This window comes from Rhodococcus koreensis (assembly GCF_900105905.1).
Taxonomy (GTDB): Bacteria; Actinomycetota; Actinomycetes; order Mycobacteriales; family Mycobacteriaceae; genus Rhodococcus_F; species Rhodococcus_F koreensis.
Window position 1 is genome coordinate 7,141,661 of record NZ_FNSV01000005.1, and the last position, 17,663, is coordinate 7,159,323.

Here is a 17,663-nt window from a genome sequence, read left to right on the forward strand (position 1 = left end):
TGACCTCCCGCCCCGACCCGAGGAACCGCAACGTGACCGAAGCCGATCATCCCGACCACACACAGACCCGCACCATCGTGCACGTGCTCCGGCACGGCGAGGTGCACAACCCGCGAGGGATCCTCTACGGCAGGCTCCCCGGGTTCCGGCTGTCGGTGACGGGTGAGGCGCAGGCCCGCGCGGTGGCGTCGGTGCTGGCCAAGCACGACATCACGCACGTGGTGTCCTCACCGCTGCAGCGGGCGCAGGAGACGGCCGCCCCGATCGCCGACGCACACGGCGTCGACATCGCGACGGACGAGAACCTCATCGAGGCCGGCAACGAATTCGAGGGACTCAAGGTCTCCGTCGGCGACGGCGCGCTGTCCCGTCCCCGGCACTGGTGGAAACTGCGCGACCCGTTCACACCGTCCTGGGGCGAGCCGTACCTGCAGATCGCGCACCGCATGCTGGCCGCCGTCAACACCGCCCGCGTGTCGGCGGTCGGACACGAGGCCGTCGTCGTCAGCCACCAACTCCCCGTCTGGACCCTCCGCCGGTTCCTGCAGGGGGAGCGGCTGTGGCACGATCCGCGCCACCGGCAGTGCGGTCTCGCGTCGCTGACGTCGCTCGTCTACGAGGGCGACACCCTCATCGACATCGTGTACTCGGAGCCCGCGGGCGCGTCGGATCCGAGGGTGACCGGGGCATGAACCGAGGGCGCTTCGCCGGGCTTCTCGCGGTGATCTGTACGGCCGCGGTGTCGCTGTCGGCGTGTGCGTCCGGCGACGACGCCGTGGCCCAGGGCGGCACGTTCGACTTCGTGTCGCCGGGCGGTCAGACGGAGATCTTCTACGACCCGCCTGCCGACCGCGGCACCATCGGCACGGTGTCCGGACCCGATCTGATGACCGACGGTAGGACCACCTCGATCGACGATTTCGAAGGTCAGGTCGTGGTCCTCAACGTGTGGGGGCAGTGGTGCGGCCCGTGCCGGGGTGAGGCGAACGACCTCGAGCAGGTGTACGAGGAGACCAAGGACCAGGGCGTGTCGTTCCTCGGGATCAACGTGCGGGACAACCAGCAGGACAAGGCGCAGGACTTCGTGATCGACAACAAGGTGTCGTACCCGTCGATCTACGACCCCGCCATGCGGACGATGATCGCGCTGGGTCAGAACTACCCCACGAGCGTCATCCCCACCACGATCGTGCTCGACCGGGAACACCGCGTGGCCGCGGTGTTCCTGAAGGAACTGCTCGTCGAGGACCTGATGCCGGTGGTCGAACGGGTGGCACAGGAATCGTGAACACCAGCACTGCCCTTCTCGCCGGCGGCGTCGGCGACGCCTTCCAGTCCACCGCGGCCACCGGACCGCTGCTGCTCGCGCTCGGCGCGTGCGTCCTCGCCGGTCTGGTGTCGTTCGCGTCGCCGTGCGTCGTGCCGCTCGTCCCCGGTTACCTGTCCTACCTCGCGGGTGTCGTCGGTGCGGACGCCCCGGCCGTCACCGCTGAGGAAGCAGCCACCCGGACGAAGACCGTGTCGGACGGACGGTTGCGGGTCGCGGGCGCCGCAGCCCTGTTCGTCGCCGGTTTCACTGTGGTGTTCGTGCTGGCCACCGCGTCGGTGTTCGGCGCCATCTCGGCCCTCGCGATCAACCGCGACGTCCTGATGCGGGTCGGCGGAGTGGTCACCATCGCCATGGGCCTGGTGTTCATCGGTCTGATCCCGGCCCTGCAGCGCGACACCCGGCTCGAGCCGCGGCGCATCTCCAGCCTGGCCGGGGCCCCGCTGCTCGGTGCCGTCTTCGCGCTGGGCTGGACGCCGTGCCTCGGACCGACCCTGGCGGGCGTCATCTCCCTCGCCGCGGGCACCGACGGTGCCACCGCGGCCCGCGGAGTGGCCCTGATCGTCGCGTACTGCCTCGGCCTCGGGTTGCCGTTCGTGATCCTCGCGCTCGGCTCGTCCCGCGCGCTGCGCGGCGTCGGCTGGCTGCGCCGCAACGCGCGCACGATTCAAATCTTCGGCGGAATCATGCTGGTGGCCGTGGGTATCGCCCTCGTCACCGGCGCGTGGGACCAGTTCGTCGGCTGGGTTCGCGACGCCTTTATCTCGGAAGTGACCCTGCCGATATGAGCGACATCCAGACTCCCGAGGCCCCGGAAGCCGCACCGGTGCCCCGTCAATCGTTGCCGGGCCGCGCGTTCGCGCTGGTCCGCAACACGTGGCGCGGCCTCACGTCCATGCGCACGGCGCTGGTGCTGCTGTTCCTGCTCGCCCTCGCCGCGATCCCGGGCGCGCTGCTGCCGCAGCGCAGCCTCAACGCCGGCAAGGTCGACGAGTACATCGCGAACCGGCCGACCCTCGGTCCGTGGATGGACAAGCTCGAACTGTTCGACGTGTTCGGCAGTTTCTGGTTCACCGCGATCTACGTCCTGCTCTTCGTCTCCCTCGTCGGCTGCATCCTGCCGCGCTGCGTCGACCACGCCAAGGCGCTGCGCACCCGTCCGGTGCCCGCCCCGCGGAACCTCGCGCGACTGCCGCACCACCACGAGGACCGGGTCGACGAGACACCGGAGGAACTCGCCGCGCGCATCCGTACCCACCTGAAGGGGTGGCGGGTCGAGACCCGCGCGGGCGGGGAACGGGCCGCCCACGACGGCGAGATCACCATCTCCGCGGAGAAGGGCTACTTCCGCGAACTCGGCAACCTCGTCTTCCACCTGTCGCTCGTCGCGCTGCTCGTCGCGATCGCCGTCGGCAAGCTGTTCGGCTACGAGGGCAACGTGATCGTCGTCGCCAACAACGGTCCGGGGTTCTGCACCACCTCGCCCGCGGTGTTCGACTCGTTCAAGGCGGGTAACACCCAGGACGGCACCGGCATGACGCCGCTGTGCATCAAGGTGAAGGACTTCGCCGCCGACTACCTCGACAGCGGTCAGGCCGAGATGTTCACGTCCAACATCGCCTACCAGGCCGGCGACGACCTCGAGACGAACACCTGGCGGGACGGGCAGTTGCAGGTCAACCACCCGCTGCGCGTCGAGGGTGACCGCGTCTACCTTCAGGGACACGGGTATGCGCCGACGTTCACCGTCACGTTCCCGAACGGGGAAACCCGCACCGAGACGCTGCAGTGGCGTCCCGACGACGCGACGACATTCCTGAGCAGCGGCGCGATGCGGTTCGACCCGCCCGGCGGCATGTACACCGACACCGACGAGCGCCGGAAGAACCAGATCGCGATCGAGGGGCTGTTCGCCCCGACCGCGCTGCTGCACGGCAACCTGCTGGCGTCGAGTTTCCCGGCGATGAACGACCCGGCCGTCGCCATCGACATCTACAAGGGCGACACCGGCCTCGACACCGGCAACCCGCAGTCGCTGTTCTCGCTCAACACGGAACTGATCAACCAGGGCCGGCTCGTGAAGCAGGACCGGGTGAATCTGAAGCCAGGGGAGAGCTCGACCCTGTCCGACGGCACCCAGGTACGGTTCGACGGCGCCGTGGACTTCGTGAACCTGCAGGTGTCGCACGACCCGGCGCAGCAGTGGGTGCTGGTGTCGGCCCTGACGATGATGGCGGGACTGCTCGTCTCACTGCTGGTCAAGCGCCGCCGGATCTGGGCCCGCATCTACCCCGCGGACGCCGCCGAGCCGGGGCCACGACGTACTGTAGTAGAGCTTGGTGGACTCGCCCGGACCGATCAGGCCGGCTGGGGCGACGAGTTCGGCCGGCTCTGCACCCGTCTGCTCACGGACGACACGAAGCCTGACGCGCAGGAGAGCCAACGATGACGACCAACGAGACACTGGCGCAATACAGCGACTGGGCCTTCCGATCAGCCTTCACCGTGCTGGTGCTGGCGCTCGTGCTGCTCATCGTGCAGTACGCGTCCACCCGTGCGCAGGCCGTGCAGGACCGGGAACTCGTGTCGGCCGGATCCGGCGCTCGCCCGTCCGAAGCGCCCGACGTCCCCGGTCGGGTGGTCGAGCAGCCGAAGAAGCCCCTGTCCGAGCGTTTCGGCGGCATGGGCGCCGCCGTGCTCGTCGTCGGCACGGTACTGATCTTCGCGTCGATCGTGCTGCGCGGATTCGCGACCGAGCGGTTCCCGCTCGGCAACATGTACGAGTTCGTGACCATGGCCTGCGCCGCCGCGCTCGTCGTCGGTCTCGCACTGCTGTCGAAGCCGGCGTACCGGTCGATGTGGGTGTTCCTGCTCGTTCCCGTCCTGATCCTGATGTTCCTCGCCGCCACCGTGCTGTACGCGGACGCGGCACCCGTGGTGCCCGCGCTGCGGTCGTACTGGCTGCCGATCCACGTCACCATCGTGAGCGTCGGTTCCGGTGTGTTCCTCGTGTCGGGCATCGCGAGCCTGTTGTTCCTGCTGCGCATGCGGTACCCGCACGGCGAGGAGGGGACGAGCCTGTTCGCGCGGATCGCGGAGCGGTTGCCGGACGCGCAGACACTGGACCGCCTGGCATACAAGACCACCATCATCGGGTTCCCGCTGTTCGGTGCCGGAGTCATCCTCGGCGCGATCTGGGCCGAGGCGGCGTGGGGCCGATTCTGGGGCTGGGACCCCAAGGAGACGGTGTCGTTCATCGCCTGGGTGATCTACGCCGCCTACCTGCACGCCCGCGCGACGTCCGGATGGCGCGACACCAAGGCCGCATGGATCAACGTGGCGGGCTTCGTCGCAATGCTGTTCAACCTGTTCATCATCAACATGGTGGTGTCGGGATTGCACTCGTACGCGGGCCTGAACTGACGGTCGCCACCGACTGATATCCTTCCGCCGCGACGTCTCCGACCGGTGAGATCCGGTGGGGACGATGGAGACTTCACGAGGGGGACGTTCAGCCATGTCCGAAAACAACTCCGGCATGTGGGAGCCGGTACGGCCTGCATCGAATCCGCCCGCGGACGACACCGGATCGACCGTCGCCTGGAACGCCGCGCGGCAGGCCCCGTACGTTCAGCCGCAGGGTCCCAATCCGTTCGCACAGCCCGCCGCCCAGGCCCCCGCGGCCGCACCCGTGCGGCCGCAGACCCAGGCCCCCGCCCCGCAGCAGGCGCCGGCTGCCCCCGCCGTACCGCAGGCTCAGGCACCCCAGCCGGCGGCGTTCACGCCCCCGCAGCAGCCGCCGGTCCAGCACACACCCCCGCCGCAGCCGGGTGCGTTCGCGCCCCAGCAGCCCGCGAATCGTCCGCACAACACGAACGCCGATCAGCAGTACGCGGTGTCCGCCCGTGACCTGTCGACGTCGCTGCTCCTCAAGCAGGTCAAGCCCGCCCCCACCACCGGGTGGCGCAAGGCGCTGTACCAACTGTCCGGCCGCTACATCAACGTCGGGAACAGCGCGAAGGAACAGCGGCGGATCGAGCTGACCAAGCAGGTCAACCAGCCGCTGCAGGGGTGCTACAAGATCGCGCTGCTCAGCCTCAAGGGCGGAGTCGGCAAGACCACGACCACCGCGACCCTCGGCTCTACGTTCGCATCACTGCGCGGCGACCGCGTCATCGCCGTCGACGCCAACCCCGACCGCGGCACGCTGAGTCAGAAGATTCCGCTCGAGACCCCCGCGACGGTGCGGAACCTGCTGCGCGACGAGAAGAGCATCGAAAAGTACAGCGACGTCCGCAGTTACACGTCGCAGAGCCGGCACCGGCTCGAGGTGCTCGCATCCGACAGCGACCCGGCCGTCTCGGAGGCGTTCAGCGCCGACGACTACTCGCGGACCGTCACGATGCTCGAGAAGTTCTACAGCATCGTCCTCACCGACTGCGGCACCGGACTGATGCACTCCGCGATGCAGACCATCCTCGAAGAGGCCGACGCACTCGTGGTGGTCAGTTCGGGATCCGTCGACGGCGCCCGAAGCGCCTCCGCCACACTCGACTGGCTTGACGCCCACGGATACCGCGAACTCGTGGCCCGGTCGGTGGCCGTCGTCAATGCGGTGCGCCCCAGGTCGGGCAAGGTGGATCTGCCGAAGGTCGTCGAGCACTTCGAGCAGCGATGCCGCCTCGTGCGGCTGATTCCGTTCGACCCGCACCTCGAAGAGGGCGCCGAGATCGAACTCGAGCGGCTGCGTCCGAAGACGCGCAACGCACTCCTCGAACTGGCCGCCGCGGTGGCCTCCGACTTCCCGGCGTCGAGTTTCGCGCTACAGGACCGTCGCTGAGGCAGTGACGCCGATGGTGCCGGCCCAACCGGCACCACGGCTGTTTCTCATCCGGCCGGGTCCGCCGGACCGGCATCGGGTTCGTCGGACTTCTTCCGACGCGTCTCCCGATCCACCTTCCACAGGAAATCCGGATCGTCGTCCGGTCCCTGCACCCGCGTGCTCAGCACGGGCCTCGTATTCGGGCCGAACGCCTTCCACATCAGGACCGCCACTGTCACGAGCCCGATGAGTGCCAACAGATAGATCACCGCGCACCTCCTTACACCGCTCGAGGGTAGCCGGTATTCCTCGAGCGTAGCCGCGTCGGCAGCAGAGGGCACCTACCCGGTCGCAGGGCGTCCGGGCAGTGCGGTGTTACTCGGCGAACCTCAGGGTCGGCCCGCCTGCAGCGTCAGGGTCGGCCCGCCTCCGTCGTGAGGGAGCGGAGCAGCTGCATGACCTCGGCCTCGCGGAAGCGGCGGTGCCCGCCGGGGGTGCGCAGCGATCCGAGCCGGCCCGCGTGCGCCCAACGCGTCACGGTCTTCGGGTCGACATGGAACAGGGCAGCCACCTGGCCCGGGGTCATGAGGGCTTCGTTGGATCCGCTGAATCCGGGTCCGTTGTAGGTGGGTGCGCTCATCGACGATCCTCCACTGCTTTCGACTGGTCTGTGCTGAAGCCGGCCGCTGTTGCGACTGATCTCGGTCATCGTGACATCCGAGACCCCGGGTACTCGAACGATCTAATGTTGGTAAAGGGGAGGTAATAGACAAATCGGATAAGTCGGACGTGTGAGGAGCCCCCTCGGCGGTGGGTAACCTGGGACCGTGAGCGAGTCATCCGAAAAGCCAGAAGACCAGGTCGAGCCCGCGAATTCGAGCGCGAAAGCGAAGCAGGACGGGCGGGTGACCAAGGGGCAGCTGGCGCGCGACGTCGCGATCTATTCGATCGCCCGGCTGCTGCTGGTCGTCGTCATCGGCGCCATCATCCTCGGGGTGGCCGCACTCGTCGGGGTCGCCGTTCCGTTGCTCGTCGCCGCGATCTTCGCGGTCCTCATCGCGCTCCCGCTGTCGCTGCTGCTGTTCGCGAAACTCCGCAAGCGGGTCAACGAGGGGATCGCCACATTCGACGCGCAGCGCCGCGCCGACCAGGCCGACCTGCGTGCCCGGCTCCGTGGTGAGGGCACGTCCCGGTGACGGTCGACGACTGCGTCGTCATCGACCGGAGCTTGCCGCGCGACTGGGTCGACAACGCTGTCCGCCTCATCGACGCGGACGCGCAGCGCAGCGCCGACACGCACCTGCTGCGGTACCCGCTGCCCGTCGACTGGGGTGTGCAGCTCTATCTGAAGGACGAGTCGACCCACATCACGGGCAGCCTCAAGCACAGGCTGGCCCGGTCGCTGTTCCTGTACGCGATCTGCAACGGCTGGATCACCGAGGGAACGACGGTCATCGAGGCGTCGTCGGGATCGACGGCCGTCAGTGAGGCGTACTTCGCGAAGATGCTCGGGCTCGACTTCGTGGCCGTCGTGCCGCGCAGCACGAGCGGCGCGAAGATTGCCCTCATCGAGGCGCAGGGCGGTCGCTGCCACTTCATCGACCACCCGCCGGAGATCTACAGCGAGGCCCGTCGGCTCGCCGCGGAGACGAACGGTCACTTCATGGACCAGTTCACGCACGCGGAACGGGCCACCGACTGGCGCGGCAACAACAACATCGCCGAGTCGATCTACCAGCAGATGATTCAGGAAGAGCACCCGGTGCCGGAGTGGCTCGTCATGAGCGCCGGGACCGGCGGCACCAGCGCGACGCTGGGCCGGTACATCCGGTACCGCAGGCACGCGACCCGCCTTCTCGTCGTGGACCCCGAGAACTCCGCGTTCTTCGGCGGCTACGAGAGCAACTCCTGCGAATACGCGACAGGAATGCCCTCGCGGATCGAGGGCATCGGCCGGCCGCGGGTGGAGCCGTCCTTCGTCGGGCAGGTCATCGACCGCATGATGCGGGTGCCCGACGCCGCGTCCATCGCGACGGCCCGGCACGCCAGTTCGGTGCTGGGCCGCCGGGTCGGCGGGTCGACGGGCACGAACTTGTGGGGCGCGTTCACCGTCGTCGCGGAGATGCTCGCGGCCGGACGGTCGGGCAGTGTCGTCACCGTCCTGTGCGACGGCGGCGAACGGTACGCCGACACCTACTTCGACGACGACTGGGTGGCAGGCGAGGGCATCGACCTCTCAGGCCCGACCGCGGTGCTCGACCGGTTCGCGGCGACCGGGGAGTGGCCCGGTCAGCCCGGCTGAGGCGCGGTGGCGGCGGTGCGCACCGGTGCGGTCACCGCGCGGGACATCGTGACCCGCGGCCACGCGGCGAGACCGTGCCGGGCCTCGTCGTCGCGGATGCGTGACAGGCCCGGAGTGAGGTCGGTCTCCGGCAGGGGGCGAAAACCCAGCCGCTCGTAATAGGGGGCGTTCCACGGGACGTCGACGAACGTGGTGAGAGTGAGGGCGGGCAGTCCGCGGACGGCCGCCCACGACGAGATCTCGTCGAGCAGCAGGGCGCCGAGGCCCTGGCGGGCGTGGCCGGGGTGGACCGAAACCTGCTCGATGTGCGCGCCGCCGTCGACGACGGCGACGAGTGCGTAGGCGACCGGGGCATCGTCTGCGTCGACCGCGACCCAGATGCATTCCAGCTGGAGGTATTCGGTCAGCTCGTCGAGTGAGAACGGGGGATCGTCGGCGACGGCGTCCATGCCGATGTCGCGGAACGGCGCACCCGCCGCGATTTCGATGTCTTGCAGAGCGGGCAGGTCGGTGGAAATGGCCGGGCGGATCACAGGTCTTTTGTACCCGAAATCGTGCTGTTCGCACAGTTTCCCTGCACTTTCCCAATACCTACTCCTCCGTAGGCTACGCAACCGTAGGTTGGTAGCCTGGCGTGAGGACGACGGAGCGGGGATACGCATGAACAAGCCCGAGGTGACTCTCGAGAACTACGAAGCGGTGTACGCGTACTACCGCGACCACCGGCAGAATCGGGTGCTCGCCAAGCTGGCGTACGCGTCGCTGTATGCGAAGTACCGGCCGCGGATCGTCTACGCGGACGACGCGAAGGCGCAGCTCGCCGGGCTGGTGAAGTCCGGCAGGGTGCTGATCGTCGCCGCCAATCACGTGACCCACAGCGATCAGTACACGCTGGCGGCGACGGCCTGGAACACGCCGTTGCGCCGCGCGATCGGACGCACCCGGGTGCTCGCGAAAGACGAATTGTTCGTCGACCCCGACCTGCACAAGAAGGTCGACATGATGGGCGGTATCCCGGTGTTCCGCAGTAAGAACTACGGGCTCCGGGCGGTCGCCGATGCGGGCAGGCTCATGATGGACATCTCCGCCGAGCGGCTCTGTCGCGGCGACAACCTGGCGATCTTTCCCGAGGGCACGTGCAACGAGGACGATCCGACCCGGCTGCAGCACATCAACAGCGGCATCGGTCACATCGCGAAACGTGCGGCGGACCGCGGAGTCTCGCCCGTGCTGCTGTCCATCGGCATCAGTTACGGGCCGGACGCCCACGGGCCCGACCCCGAGAACGTGAAGTCGGCCAGCGTGTTCGTGTCGGAGCCGGTATTCGACCTTCCGGCGAAACCGATGGACATCGCGCACGTCGTGCAGAAGGACCTGCAGATCGCCGTCGACGGGGCAGTCGCCGCGTACTGACGGCCTTCCCGAAATCTGTCAATCAGGGTTGACGCCCGGTCGGTGTCAACCTAAATTGACATGCATGACCGAAGCAACCACGCTCGCCGCAGCGGCGGGCAGCCCCGACCCCGCCGAGGGGTTGCGGGCCGTGCGTGCGCTGCGGCGTCTCCTCGAACGGCTCGAGGCCATCCAGGTCGCCAACGCCCGCGCCCAGGGCTGGTCCTGGCAGGCGATCGCCGACTCCCTCGAGGTGAGCAGGCAGGCCGTCCACCAGAAACACAACCGGAGAGGGAGGTAACGGCGCATGTTCGAACGATTCTCGACGGACGCCCGGGCCGTGGTGATCGGCGCGCAGCAGCAAGCGCGCGACGTGAAGTCACCGCAGATCGGGCCCGAACACCTCGTGCTCGCCCTGCTGTCCGTGAAAACCGAACCCGTCCACGGCATCCTCGCCGACGCCGGCATCGAGGAGGACACCGCGCGATCAACCGTCGCGGCCCACGGCACCGCCCTGAGTGACGCCGACGCGGAAGCACTCGAATCGATCGGGATCGACCTCGACGCCGTGCGGCAGAGTCTCGAGCAGAACTTCGGCAAGGGCGTGCTCGATCCGGAACAGCCCTCGGAGAAGCGCGGTTGGTTCGGCCGGAAGTCGGGACACATCGGGTTCACCCGCGACGCGAAGAAGGCGATCGAACTCTCACTGCGGGAGGCGCTGGCGCGCAAGGACGATCACATCGGCGCCGAGCACATCTTCCTCGGGGTGCTGCGCGTCGCCGAGGGCACGACGAAGGAGATCCTCGAGGTCCGGGTCGGGGTCGGCGAACTCCGCCGCCGCGTGCACGCGGCGCTCGACGACCGCGCTGCCTGACCGGTCGCCCGGTTCCCGTTTGTCCAATCGGTGTGCCAGCATGCACGCATGACCTTCTTGGTACGCCTCGTCATCAACGCGTTCGCGATCTGGCTGGCGGCAGCCTGGGTGTCGGGTATCGACATCTCCAGTTCGGGCAACGGAACCGGCTGGGACATCGTGGTGCTGCTCGGCATCGCGCTGGTGTTCACCGTCGTCAACATCTTCGTCAAGCCGCTGGTGAAGTTGCTGTCGCTGCCGCTGCTGATCCTGACGCTCGGCCTGTTCACCCTGGTGATCAACGCCCTGATGCTGCTGCTCACCGCGTGGCTGAGCTCCCAGACCGAGTACGGCCTGACCGTCGACGGCTTCTGGACGGCCGTGTGGGGCGGCCTGATCATCTCGATCGTCAACTTCGTCCTCGGCATCCTGCTGCCGGACGGCGACTGACGCGGAGGGTCAGGCGGCCGACAGTGCCACGGCCGTGGCGGCGCCCCAGATCAGCATCGCCAGCCCCGAATCCCGCAGCGCGGGAATCAGTGCGAGACCCAGGCCGCCCGAGCGGACGGGGGCGTTCGCCCGGACGGCGAGGGGCAGCGCGAGCAGTCCGACGAGCGCCCACGGGGTGCGCAGCACCAGGACCAGGGTCACGACGAACGGGACCGTCAGCGTGACCAGGTGCAGGATGCGGGTACGCGAGTCGCCGAGCCGGACGGCGAGCGTGCGTTTGCCGGATTCGGTGTCGGTGGGAATGTCCCGCAGATTGTTGGCGACGAGAACCGCGCTCGAGAACGACCCGACGGCGACCGCGGACACCACACCGGCCCAATCGATCGTCTCGGCCTGCACGTACTGGGTGCCCAGGACGGCGACGAGACCGAAGAACACGAAGACGGCGACCTCGCCGAAGCCGCTGTACCCGTACGGCTTCTTGCCGCCCGTGTAGAACCAGGCGCCCACGATGCACAGGGCGCCGATCAGCACGAGCCACCACGCGGTGGTGACCGCGAGGACGAGGCCGGCCACCGCGGCGACCGCGAAGCAAGCGATGGCCGCCGCCTTCACCGCCGACGGTTTCACCAGCTTGGACCCGACGAGCCGCAGCGGTCCGACGCGCTCGTCGTCGGTGCCGCGAATCCCGTCCGAGTAGTCGTTGGCGAAATTGACTCCCACGATCAACGCGAGAGAGACCACCAGTGCCAGTACCGCCTTCCACCACACCGCGCCGCCGAGCGATGCCGCGGCGCCGGTGCCCACGAGCACCGGGGCGATCGCGTTCGGGAGGGTGCGCGGACGAGCGCCTTCGATCCATTGAGCAGCCGTTGCCATGCACCGATCTTTGCACCGAGCGAGAAGGCGCCCGCACCCACACCGAACTTCGAGAAGTTCGCGTCCGCTCGGTGCAATACCATCGAACGCGGTGGACCAGCAGATGAGCGTGGACGAGACGGTGGCACCGGCAAGCGCACCGATCCAGGTCGCCTTGTTGGGTGAGGTATCGACGCGGCGATCGGGCGCGCTCGCACCGCTCCCCGGCACCCGCGCGCGCAGCCTGCTCGTTGCCCTCGCCCGCGAGCCCGGCCGGAGCCGGTCCGCGCAGGCTCTCATCGACGAAGTGTGGGGCGAGGATCCGCCGCGGTCCCCGATGAACGCGCTGCACACGCAGGTCTCCCGGCTGCGGGCGGCGTTGCCGGATGGGGCGCTGGAGATCGGCCCGGCCGGATACCGGCTGGCGGTATCGCGGGACGCCGTCGACCTGACCCGCGCGGAGGACGTGGCCCGCCGACTACAGGGCCGGGGTCACGTCGGCGGCGCCGGGCCGGACGAGATCCGCGACGCGCTCGCGCTGTGGCGGGGCGACCCGGGCGCCGACCTGCCCGAGGGTGCGGCCGCAACGGAACTCGCAGCGGACGCCGCGGTGATCCGGGGCCGGCTCGAGGCCGCGGACCGGGCGGCGCTGGTGGAGGCGGGAGACTGGGCGACCGCTCTGCCGAAGGCGCAGGCCCACGTGGCCGCGGAACCCCTCGACGAGCGGGCGCACGCCGACCTCATGCGCGTGCTCGCCGGGCTCGGGCGTGACAACGAGGCGCTGGATGTGTTCGCGACCTTCCGCAGGCGGCTGGTGGATCGGCTGGGGGCAGACCCGTCGCCCGCCCTCGTCGCCCTGCACGCCGAGATCCTGCGCGGCGACGGCGCACCCGAGTCGGACGGCAGGCGCCCCGCGGCGCCGGACCGCACGGCGATCGGCCTCCGGGCAGCACCGAACGCCTTGCTGGGGCGTGACATCGACGTGGTGGAGATCGAGGGACTGCTCACGTCCTCGCGTGTCGTGACCATCCTCGGACCGGGCGGTGCGGGCAAGACCCGGCTCGCGCACGAACTGGGTGCGCGGGCCGCCGCGCGGACGTCCGTGGCCCTGGTGGAACTCGCGTCGTTGCGCAGCAGTGAGGACGTCGTCGCGGCGATCAGCAGCACCCTCGGTCTCAGCGAAATCGACATCGCGCCGGGACGGCTCACCCTCGGCCGCATCCATTCCGCGCGGGAGAAGCTCCGGGAAGCGCTGTCGGCGGGGCCGATGCTCCTGATTCTCGACAACTGCGAGCACGTCGTCGGGGCCTGCTCCGAGATCGTGGCCGATCTGGTGGCCGCAGGCGATCAGCTGACCGTCCTCGCGACCAGCCGATCACCGCTCATGCTCGCATCCGAGGCGGTGTACCCACTGCCGCCGCTGGCGATCGACGACGACGATGCGCCCGCCGTGCAACTGTTCACGGCCCGGGCCCGCGCCGTACGGCCCACGGCGCGTCTCGACCCGGAGACCGTGCGCAGTGTCTGCCGCACCCTCGACGGCCTTCCGCTCGCAATCGAACTGGCCGCCGCGCGGGTACGCAGCATGAGCGTCGAGGACATCGGACGAAGGCTCGAGCACCGGTTCGCGCTGCTGCGCTCACACGACCCGACGTCGCCCGAACGGCACCGCACCCTGCACGCCGTCATCGATTGGAGCTGGCAGCTTCTGGGCGAGCAGCAGCAGATCGCGCTGCGCAGGCTCTGCCGGTTCCCGGCCGGTTTCACCCTCGACGCCGCCCGGACGATCGCGGAATGGGACGGCGTCGACGATGTCGTGGAGGCTGTCGAGGGCCTCGTGAATCAATCCCTGCTGTCCGTGTCCGAGACGTCGGACACGCTGCGCTACTACATGCTCGAGACGGTGCGGGAATACGGCGAGGAGCGACTCGCCGAGGCTGCCGAGGAGCCGGAAGTGTTTGCCCGCCAGCGAGTGTGGGCACACGCGTTCGCGTCGGAGGCGCTGGTGCGGTGCCGTGCCGACCAGGTCGCGCTCGCCGACGACATCGACGCCGACCACGACAACTTCCTCGCCGTGCTCCGTTGGGCTGTGGAACGCGGCGACGCCGAGACGGTTGCGATCGTGTTCCCGGTGCTCGGTGGCCTGTGGGCCATCCGGGGCGCGCACTCGGAGGTGATGAACTGGACGCCGCGGATCCTCGCGGCAACGGAAGACGCGGATCTGAGTGACGTCGACTCGGAATTGGTGGCGTACACGTTCCTGCTCGCGGCGATGCATCTGGTGTTCGGCGGTCAGGCCCGCACCCTCGCCCGCACCCGGACGCGATTGCGGCACCTCCTCTGCGGGCGCGCCGATCTGCCGCCGGTCTCCTCCTTCGCGGTGACGGTCATCCTGTCTCTGGGTTCGGGGCGGCGGCACGCCAGGGCGGTCGCGGAAGGGGTGCGCTCGCACGATCGGGAAACCCATGCGGCGGCGCTGGCAGCACGAGCCAGCATGCGTGAGAACCTCGGCGATTTCCGGGGTGCCGTGCGCGACGCGCAGGCCGTCTCCGAACTGTGCGCCGCGATCGGTGACGTGTGGGGCACGGCGATGGCGGCACAGTTCCTCGGCTCGCTGTACAGCCAGTCCGGACGATACCGGGACGCGGTGGGGCTCTATCAGGTCGCGGTCGAGAAGTTGCGGAAACTGGGCGCGCAGGAGGAGGCGAATCAGCTGTGGGGTTTCCAGGCCTCCGCGCTGATCGCGGACGGCGACGTGGAGGCGGGCCGGAAGGTGCTGGCCGAGACTCTGCTCGAGCATCGCGGTCCCGGCGCGGGGACCGACGACCAGCAGGACGAATGGCGGATAGCCGCCATCGGCAGTCTCGCGGAAGCCGATCTGGCGGACGGCGACGTCGAACGGGGGCTCGCCCGGTACCGGGAGGCGCTGGACCTGATGTACCCCCGGATCACGGCCGCGCCCTACGCCGATCCGTACGGACTCGTGCTGGCGGCCTCGGTGGTGTCCGCCCACGTGCTGCACGGCCGGTCCGAGATGATGGTGGACGTCGTTCCGCAACTCGCGGAGTGGGCACGGTCCCGGCTGGGTGTGGGCGCATATCCGGATCTGCCGGTCACCGGCGCCGTCGCAGCGGGCATCGGATGTTTCGAGATCGCGCGCGGTGATTCCGACCGCGGTCTCGCGCTGCTGGCACTGTCCGTCCCGGCGCGCGCCCGGCAGGACAGCGTCTCGCTGCAACACCACCGGCACGTCGCGTTCGCACTCGAGAACGTCGAGGCGGGCCACTGGACGTCGGCGCAGGCGAGGTTCGGCACCTGGTCACGTCGTGCGGTGCACACCGAGATTCTGGATGTGCTCGCCGCCGTGAGTCGCGACCTCGCGTCAGGCGGGCACCCGGCCGCCGACCCGCGCCGCGCCGGAACGTAGGAGGTCGGTCAGCTCCGGGTCGTCGACCGCCAGCCGTCCCGTCTTCCCGATCGCCGCGAGGCAACCGGTCACCGCGTTCTGCGCGTCGTGCACCGGGACGGCGACAGCGCTGCGGCCGACGCGCACCTCGTCGACCTCGCGGGCCGAACCGGTGTGCCGGACGGCGTCGAGTTCGGTCCGCAGCGCGCCGAAGTCGGTGATGGTCGACGACGTCACCCTGCGCAGGCTCGGCGGCACCAGTTCGGGACGGGACGCGAGGAGGACCTTGCCGATGGCGGACGCGTGCAGGTGCGCGGCGATCGTGTTCTCGCCGCTGAGTTCGTGGTCGGGATCCCGGTCGATCAGTCGCACCCGGCTGCCCGCGAACGATGCCAGATGGATCCCGAAACGCACCTGCTCCCGCAGTTCCTCGAGCACGGCGTGGTGGTCGACCGGGTCCGGCGCCGCATCCGCCCCCGCCAGCTGCCGGGTCCTGCGGCCCAGCGCGAACCCGGACAGATCGGCGATCCGCACCAGATAGCCGTCGGCGGTCAAAAGATTGAGCAGCCGGTACGCCGTGGCCTGGGGGATCCCCGCGTGTGCGGCGATGTCTCTCGCCGTCGCCCCGGACCCGAGCTGAGCCACGGCCTCCAGCAGGGCGAGTGCCTTCTGCACGGCGCGTGGTTCGTGGCCCGCGATCTCCCCGGCTCGGGCGCCCATCACCGGGACCCGGGAGTGCGTCCAGCCGCCGTCAACGCGAGGTTCCCGGCGGCATCGGTCGCGTACACCCCGGCCCCCGGCAGCACGTCGTCCGTCTCGGCGGTGTCGAACACCCCCATCGACCGTAGACTCGCCGGGTGGCGCCACCGCAGGTACAACTGCCACGCCGAACCCGACAGCAACAGGGCCAGCACCACGGCGGGGACCATCGAGAATCCGTGGGCCACGTTCACGAACAGCATGTAGGCCAGGACGATTCCGCCGGCGGCGCTGCCTGCGACTCCCGCCGCCAGGACGAGCGGGGTGTGCTCCCCGATCCGGCTGAGGAACCGCACCGACGCCACGGCCACCAGCACGTACGCCGCGACCACCGCAGTCCTGGCGATCAACTGCACGTGAGAAAATCCGGTCGATTTCCCGACGATGCTGAACGTCGCGGCACCCGCACACACGGCGCACACGATGACCGCCAGCGCCGCGTACGGGGTGCGGTGGCTGCGGTGCACCCGGGCGAACAGACGCGGGACTACCCGTTCGATGCCCATCGAATACAGCAGGCGCGACGCGGCATTCGACGACGCCATCGCCGACGCCAGCCACGACGTGCCCAACCCGAGGTTCAGGGCGATCACCACGGCCGGGTCGACACCGGTAGCGGTGCCGTGGAGGTACGCGTTCACCAGGGTGTCGGCGCGACCGGACCAGGCGGCCCACGCCGAGAAGATGAACAGGCCGCCGCAGATCATCGGAGTGAGCATCACGGTGCGGGTCACCGTGGCGAGCGGGCGCTTGGCCTCCGGGCCGAAGAACGTGGCACTCTCGAAGCCGGCCAGCGCGAACACCGCGGCCAGAGTCATGAGCAGCGGTCCGTACGCGGAATCGGACGGCGGCACCGTTGCGTGCTGGCCGCCCGCGCCGGTCACGATCATCAGACCGGCGATGAACAGCAACGAGCACGATTCGACGGCGAGGATCGCGAGAGCCGCGAACCGCACCCCACGGACCAGGCAACCGAGGATCACGATCGCGATCCCGGCGTACACGAGAAGGCGCTCGGTGGGCCCGCGCAACTCCACCCCGAAGAAGCCGAGCGTCGCGATCACGGCTTGGCCGCCGTGATACAGCGTCATCACCGCACTGCCCACGTACTTGGTCAGCATCGCGACGCCCGCCGTCAGCGCGGCCCGGGTGCCGAGGCCCTGGAACACGAAACTGTAGAGACCGCCCGCGGCCGCCATGCGCCGCGTGAACTGCGAGACGCACACCGCGATCAGGGACACCACCACCGTCGCGACGACGATCGTAATCAGACCGCTGAGCAGCATCTGGTGGGTGAACATGGTGACGGGAAGCACCACCATCGACACCGCAGGCGCCGTCGTCGCCACCGATTGGGCGAGAACCTCGACGCCCGACAGTTGTCGCCTGCCTAGCGCACGCAACGGCGACAGGGCCGCACGTGCGGGCTCGCCGGTGGCGAATGAACGCGCGATGGCGTCGGAAAGGGCTGACATGCGCGTGAAACTAGCCGGG

The 17,663-nt window shown here is 69.2% G+C and carries 19 protein-coding genes; 13 read left to right on the forward strand and 6 right to left on the reverse strand.

Features of this window, described 5'->3' with window-relative positions; translation table 11 throughout:
- The first annotated feature begins 32 nt into the window (after positions 1-32).
- From BLV94_RS37035 to BLV94_RS37060, 6 genes are all read left to right on the forward strand, one after another.
- Positions 33-692 carry a histidine phosphatase family protein gene (locus tag BLV94_RS37035; protein WP_043826371.1) on the forward strand — a complete coding sequence of 220 codons (660 nt, stop codon included), beginning with the start codon at positions 33-35 and terminating at the stop codon, positions 690-692.
- Complete coding sequence (locus tag BLV94_RS37040) at positions 689-1,288, forward strand: TlpA disulfide reductase family protein (protein WP_072939914.1); 600 nt, start codon at positions 689-691, stop codon at positions 1,286-1,288. Before BLV94_RS37035 ends, BLV94_RS37040 begins: the two co-directional genes overlap by 4 nt.
- Positions 1,285-2,115: a cytochrome c biogenesis CcdA family protein gene (locus tag BLV94_RS37045; protein WP_072939917.1), complete on the forward strand. Its 831-nt coding sequence runs from the start codon at positions 1,285-1,287 to the stop codon at positions 2,113-2,115. Before BLV94_RS37040 ends, BLV94_RS37045 begins: the two co-directional genes overlap by 4 nt.
- Positions 2,112-3,776 carry a cytochrome c biogenesis protein ResB gene (resB, locus tag BLV94_RS37050; RefSeq protein WP_072939920.1) on the forward strand — a complete coding sequence of 555 codons (1,665 nt, stop codon included), beginning with the start codon at positions 2,112-2,114 and terminating at the stop codon, positions 3,774-3,776. Before BLV94_RS37045 ends, resB begins: the two co-directional genes overlap by 4 nt.
- A complete protein-coding gene (gene ccsB / locus BLV94_RS37055) occupies positions 3,773-4,750 on the forward strand; it encodes a c-type cytochrome biogenesis protein CcsB (RefSeq protein WP_072939922.1) in 978 nt (325 codons plus the stop codon). Before resB ends, ccsB begins: the two co-directional genes overlap by 4 nt.
- 94 nt (positions 4,751-4,844) lie before the next feature.
- Positions 4,845-6,167: a MinD/ParA family ATP-binding protein gene (locus tag BLV94_RS37060; RefSeq protein WP_072939924.1), complete on the forward strand. Its 1,323-nt coding sequence runs from the start codon at positions 4,845-4,847 to the stop codon at positions 6,165-6,167.
- Positions 6,168-6,214: 47 nt separating this feature from the next.
- Here BLV94_RS37060 and BLV94_RS37065 read toward each other — a convergent pair whose 3' ends face one another.
- Both BLV94_RS37065 and BLV94_RS37070 read right to left on the reverse strand, forming a co-directional pair.
- A complete protein-coding gene (locus BLV94_RS37065; protein ID WP_072939927.1) occupies positions 6,215-6,418 on the reverse strand; it encodes a hypothetical protein in 204 nt (67 codons plus the stop codon).
- A 143-nt stretch (positions 6,419-6,561) separates the two neighbouring features.
- Positions 6,562-6,789: a BldC family transcriptional regulator gene (locus BLV94_RS37070; protein WP_005252019.1), complete on the reverse strand. Its 228-nt coding sequence runs from the start codon at positions 6,787-6,789 to the stop codon at positions 6,562-6,564.
- Between the two features lie 187 nt (positions 6,790-6,976).
- On the opposite strand from BLV94_RS37070, the gene BLV94_RS37075 reads away from it, so the two are divergent.
- Both BLV94_RS37075 and cds1 read left to right on the forward strand, forming a co-directional pair.
- Positions 6,977-7,345, forward strand: coding sequence for a DUF4229 domain-containing protein (locus tag BLV94_RS37075; RefSeq protein ID WP_072939929.1), 369 nt, complete (start codon positions 6,977-6,979; stop codon positions 7,343-7,345).
- Positions 7,342-8,451: an L-cysteine desulfhydrase Cds1 gene (gene cds1 / locus BLV94_RS37080; protein ID WP_072939932.1), complete on the forward strand. Its 1,110-nt coding sequence runs from the start codon at positions 7,342-7,344 to the stop codon at positions 8,449-8,451. Before BLV94_RS37075 ends, cds1 begins: the two co-directional genes overlap by 4 nt.
- On the opposite strand, the gene BLV94_RS37085 is transcribed toward cds1, so the two are convergent.
- On the reverse strand, positions 8,439-8,984 hold the full coding sequence (locus tag BLV94_RS37085; RefSeq protein ID WP_072939935.1) for a GNAT family N-acetyltransferase: 546 nt from the start codon (positions 8,982-8,984) through the stop codon (positions 8,439-8,441). The two genes, cds1 and BLV94_RS37085, sit on opposite strands and share 13 nt — an antisense overlap.
- Before the next feature lie 127 nt (positions 8,985-9,111).
- Here BLV94_RS37085 and BLV94_RS37090 point away from each other — a divergent pair, with 127 nt between their 5' ends.
- From BLV94_RS37090 to BLV94_RS37105, 4 genes are all read left to right on the forward strand, one after another.
- Positions 9,112-9,864, forward strand: coding sequence for a lysophospholipid acyltransferase family protein (locus tag BLV94_RS37090; RefSeq protein ID WP_072939937.1), 753 nt, complete (start codon positions 9,112-9,114; stop codon positions 9,862-9,864).
- A 64-nt stretch (positions 9,865-9,928) separates the two neighbouring features.
- Positions 9,929-10,144, forward strand: coding sequence for a hypothetical protein (locus tag BLV94_RS37095; protein WP_005258323.1), 216 nt, complete (start codon positions 9,929-9,931; stop codon positions 10,142-10,144).
- A 6-nt stretch (positions 10,145-10,150) separates the two neighbouring features.
- Positions 10,151-10,717: a Clp protease N-terminal domain-containing protein gene (locus BLV94_RS37100; RefSeq protein WP_072939940.1), complete on the forward strand. Its 567-nt coding sequence runs from the start codon at positions 10,151-10,153 to the stop codon at positions 10,715-10,717.
- 48 nt (positions 10,718-10,765) lie between these two features.
- The gene (locus BLV94_RS37105; protein ID WP_072939943.1) at positions 10,766-11,146 is read left to right on the forward strand and encodes a phage holin family protein; all 381 of its coding nucleotides are present in this window, start codon (positions 10,766-10,768) and stop codon (positions 11,144-11,146) included.
- A gap of 9 nt (positions 11,147-11,155) precedes the next feature.
- Here the strand turns inward: BLV94_RS37105 and BLV94_RS37110 are convergent, their stop codons facing one another.
- A complete protein-coding gene (locus BLV94_RS37110) occupies positions 11,156-12,025 on the reverse strand; it encodes a 1,4-dihydroxy-2-naphthoate polyprenyltransferase (RefSeq protein WP_072939946.1) in 870 nt (289 codons plus the stop codon).
- 103 nt (positions 12,026-12,128) lie between these two features.
- Here BLV94_RS37110 and BLV94_RS37115 point away from each other — a divergent pair, with 103 nt between their 5' ends.
- Entirely contained in the window at positions 12,129-15,431 is a 3,303-nt protein-coding gene (locus BLV94_RS37115; protein WP_072940427.1) for an AfsR/SARP family transcriptional regulator, read from the forward strand.
- Here BLV94_RS37115 and BLV94_RS37120 read toward each other — a convergent pair.
- Together BLV94_RS37120 and BLV94_RS37125 are read right to left on the reverse strand one after the other, a co-directional pair.
- Positions 15,387-16,130, reverse strand: a complete 744-nt coding sequence (locus tag BLV94_RS37120) for an IclR family transcriptional regulator (RefSeq protein WP_072939949.1) — start codon at positions 16,128-16,130, stop codon at positions 15,387-15,389. The genes BLV94_RS37115 and BLV94_RS37120 overlap by 45 nt on opposite strands.
- A complete protein-coding gene (locus tag BLV94_RS37125; RefSeq protein ID WP_072939952.1) occupies positions 16,130-17,644 on the reverse strand; it encodes an APC family permease in 1,515 nt (504 codons plus the stop codon). Before BLV94_RS37125 ends, BLV94_RS37120 begins: the two co-directional genes overlap by 1 nt.
- Positions 17,645-17,663: the final 19 nt, after the last annotated feature.

Bases quoted from the DNA above. Each gene is read 5' to 3' on its own strand.
- BLV94_RS37040 (WP_072939914.1), top strand. From the start codon at position 689: ATGAACCGAGGGCGCTTCGCCGGGCTTCTCGCGGTGATCTGTACGGCC.
- resB (WP_072939920.1), top strand. From the start codon at position 2,112: ATGAGCGACATCCAGACTCCCGAGGCCCCGGAAGCCGCACCGGTGCCC.
- ccsB (WP_072939922.1), top strand. From the start codon at position 3,773: ATGACGACCAACGAGACACTGGCGCAATACAGCGACTGGGCCTTCCGA.
- BLV94_RS37060 (WP_072939924.1), top strand. From the start codon at position 4,845: ATGTCCGAAAACAACTCCGGCATGTGGGAGCCGGTACGGCCTGCATCG.
- BLV94_RS37070 (WP_005252019.1), bottom strand. From the start codon at position 6,789: ATGAGCGCACCCACCTACAACGGACCCGGATTCAGCGGATCCAACGAA.
- BLV94_RS37090 (WP_072939937.1), top strand. From the start codon at position 9,112: ATGAACAAGCCCGAGGTGACTCTCGAGAACTACGAAGCGGTGTACGCG.
- BLV94_RS37095 (WP_005258323.1), top strand. From the start codon at position 9,929: ATGACCGAAGCAACCACGCTCGCCGCAGCGGCGGGCAGCCCCGACCCC.
- BLV94_RS37100 (WP_072939940.1), top strand. From the start codon at position 10,151: ATGTTCGAACGATTCTCGACGGACGCCCGGGCCGTGGTGATCGGCGCG.
- BLV94_RS37105 (WP_072939943.1), top strand. From the start codon at position 10,766: ATGACCTTCTTGGTACGCCTCGTCATCAACGCGTTCGCGATCTGGCTG.
- BLV94_RS37110 (WP_072939946.1), bottom strand. From the start codon at position 12,025: ATGGCAACGGCTGCTCAATGGATCGAAGGCGCTCGTCCGCGCACCCTC.
- BLV94_RS37115 (WP_072940427.1), top strand. From the start codon at position 12,129: ATGAGCGTGGACGAGACGGTGGCACCGGCAAGCGCACCGATCCAGGTC.
- BLV94_RS37120 (WP_072939949.1), bottom strand. From the start codon at position 16,130: ATGGGCGCCCGAGCCGGGGAGATCGCGGGCCACGAACCACGCGCCGTG.
- BLV94_RS37125 (WP_072939952.1), bottom strand. From the start codon at position 17,644: ATGTCAGCCCTTTCCGACGCCATCGCGCGTTCATTCGCCACCGGCGAG.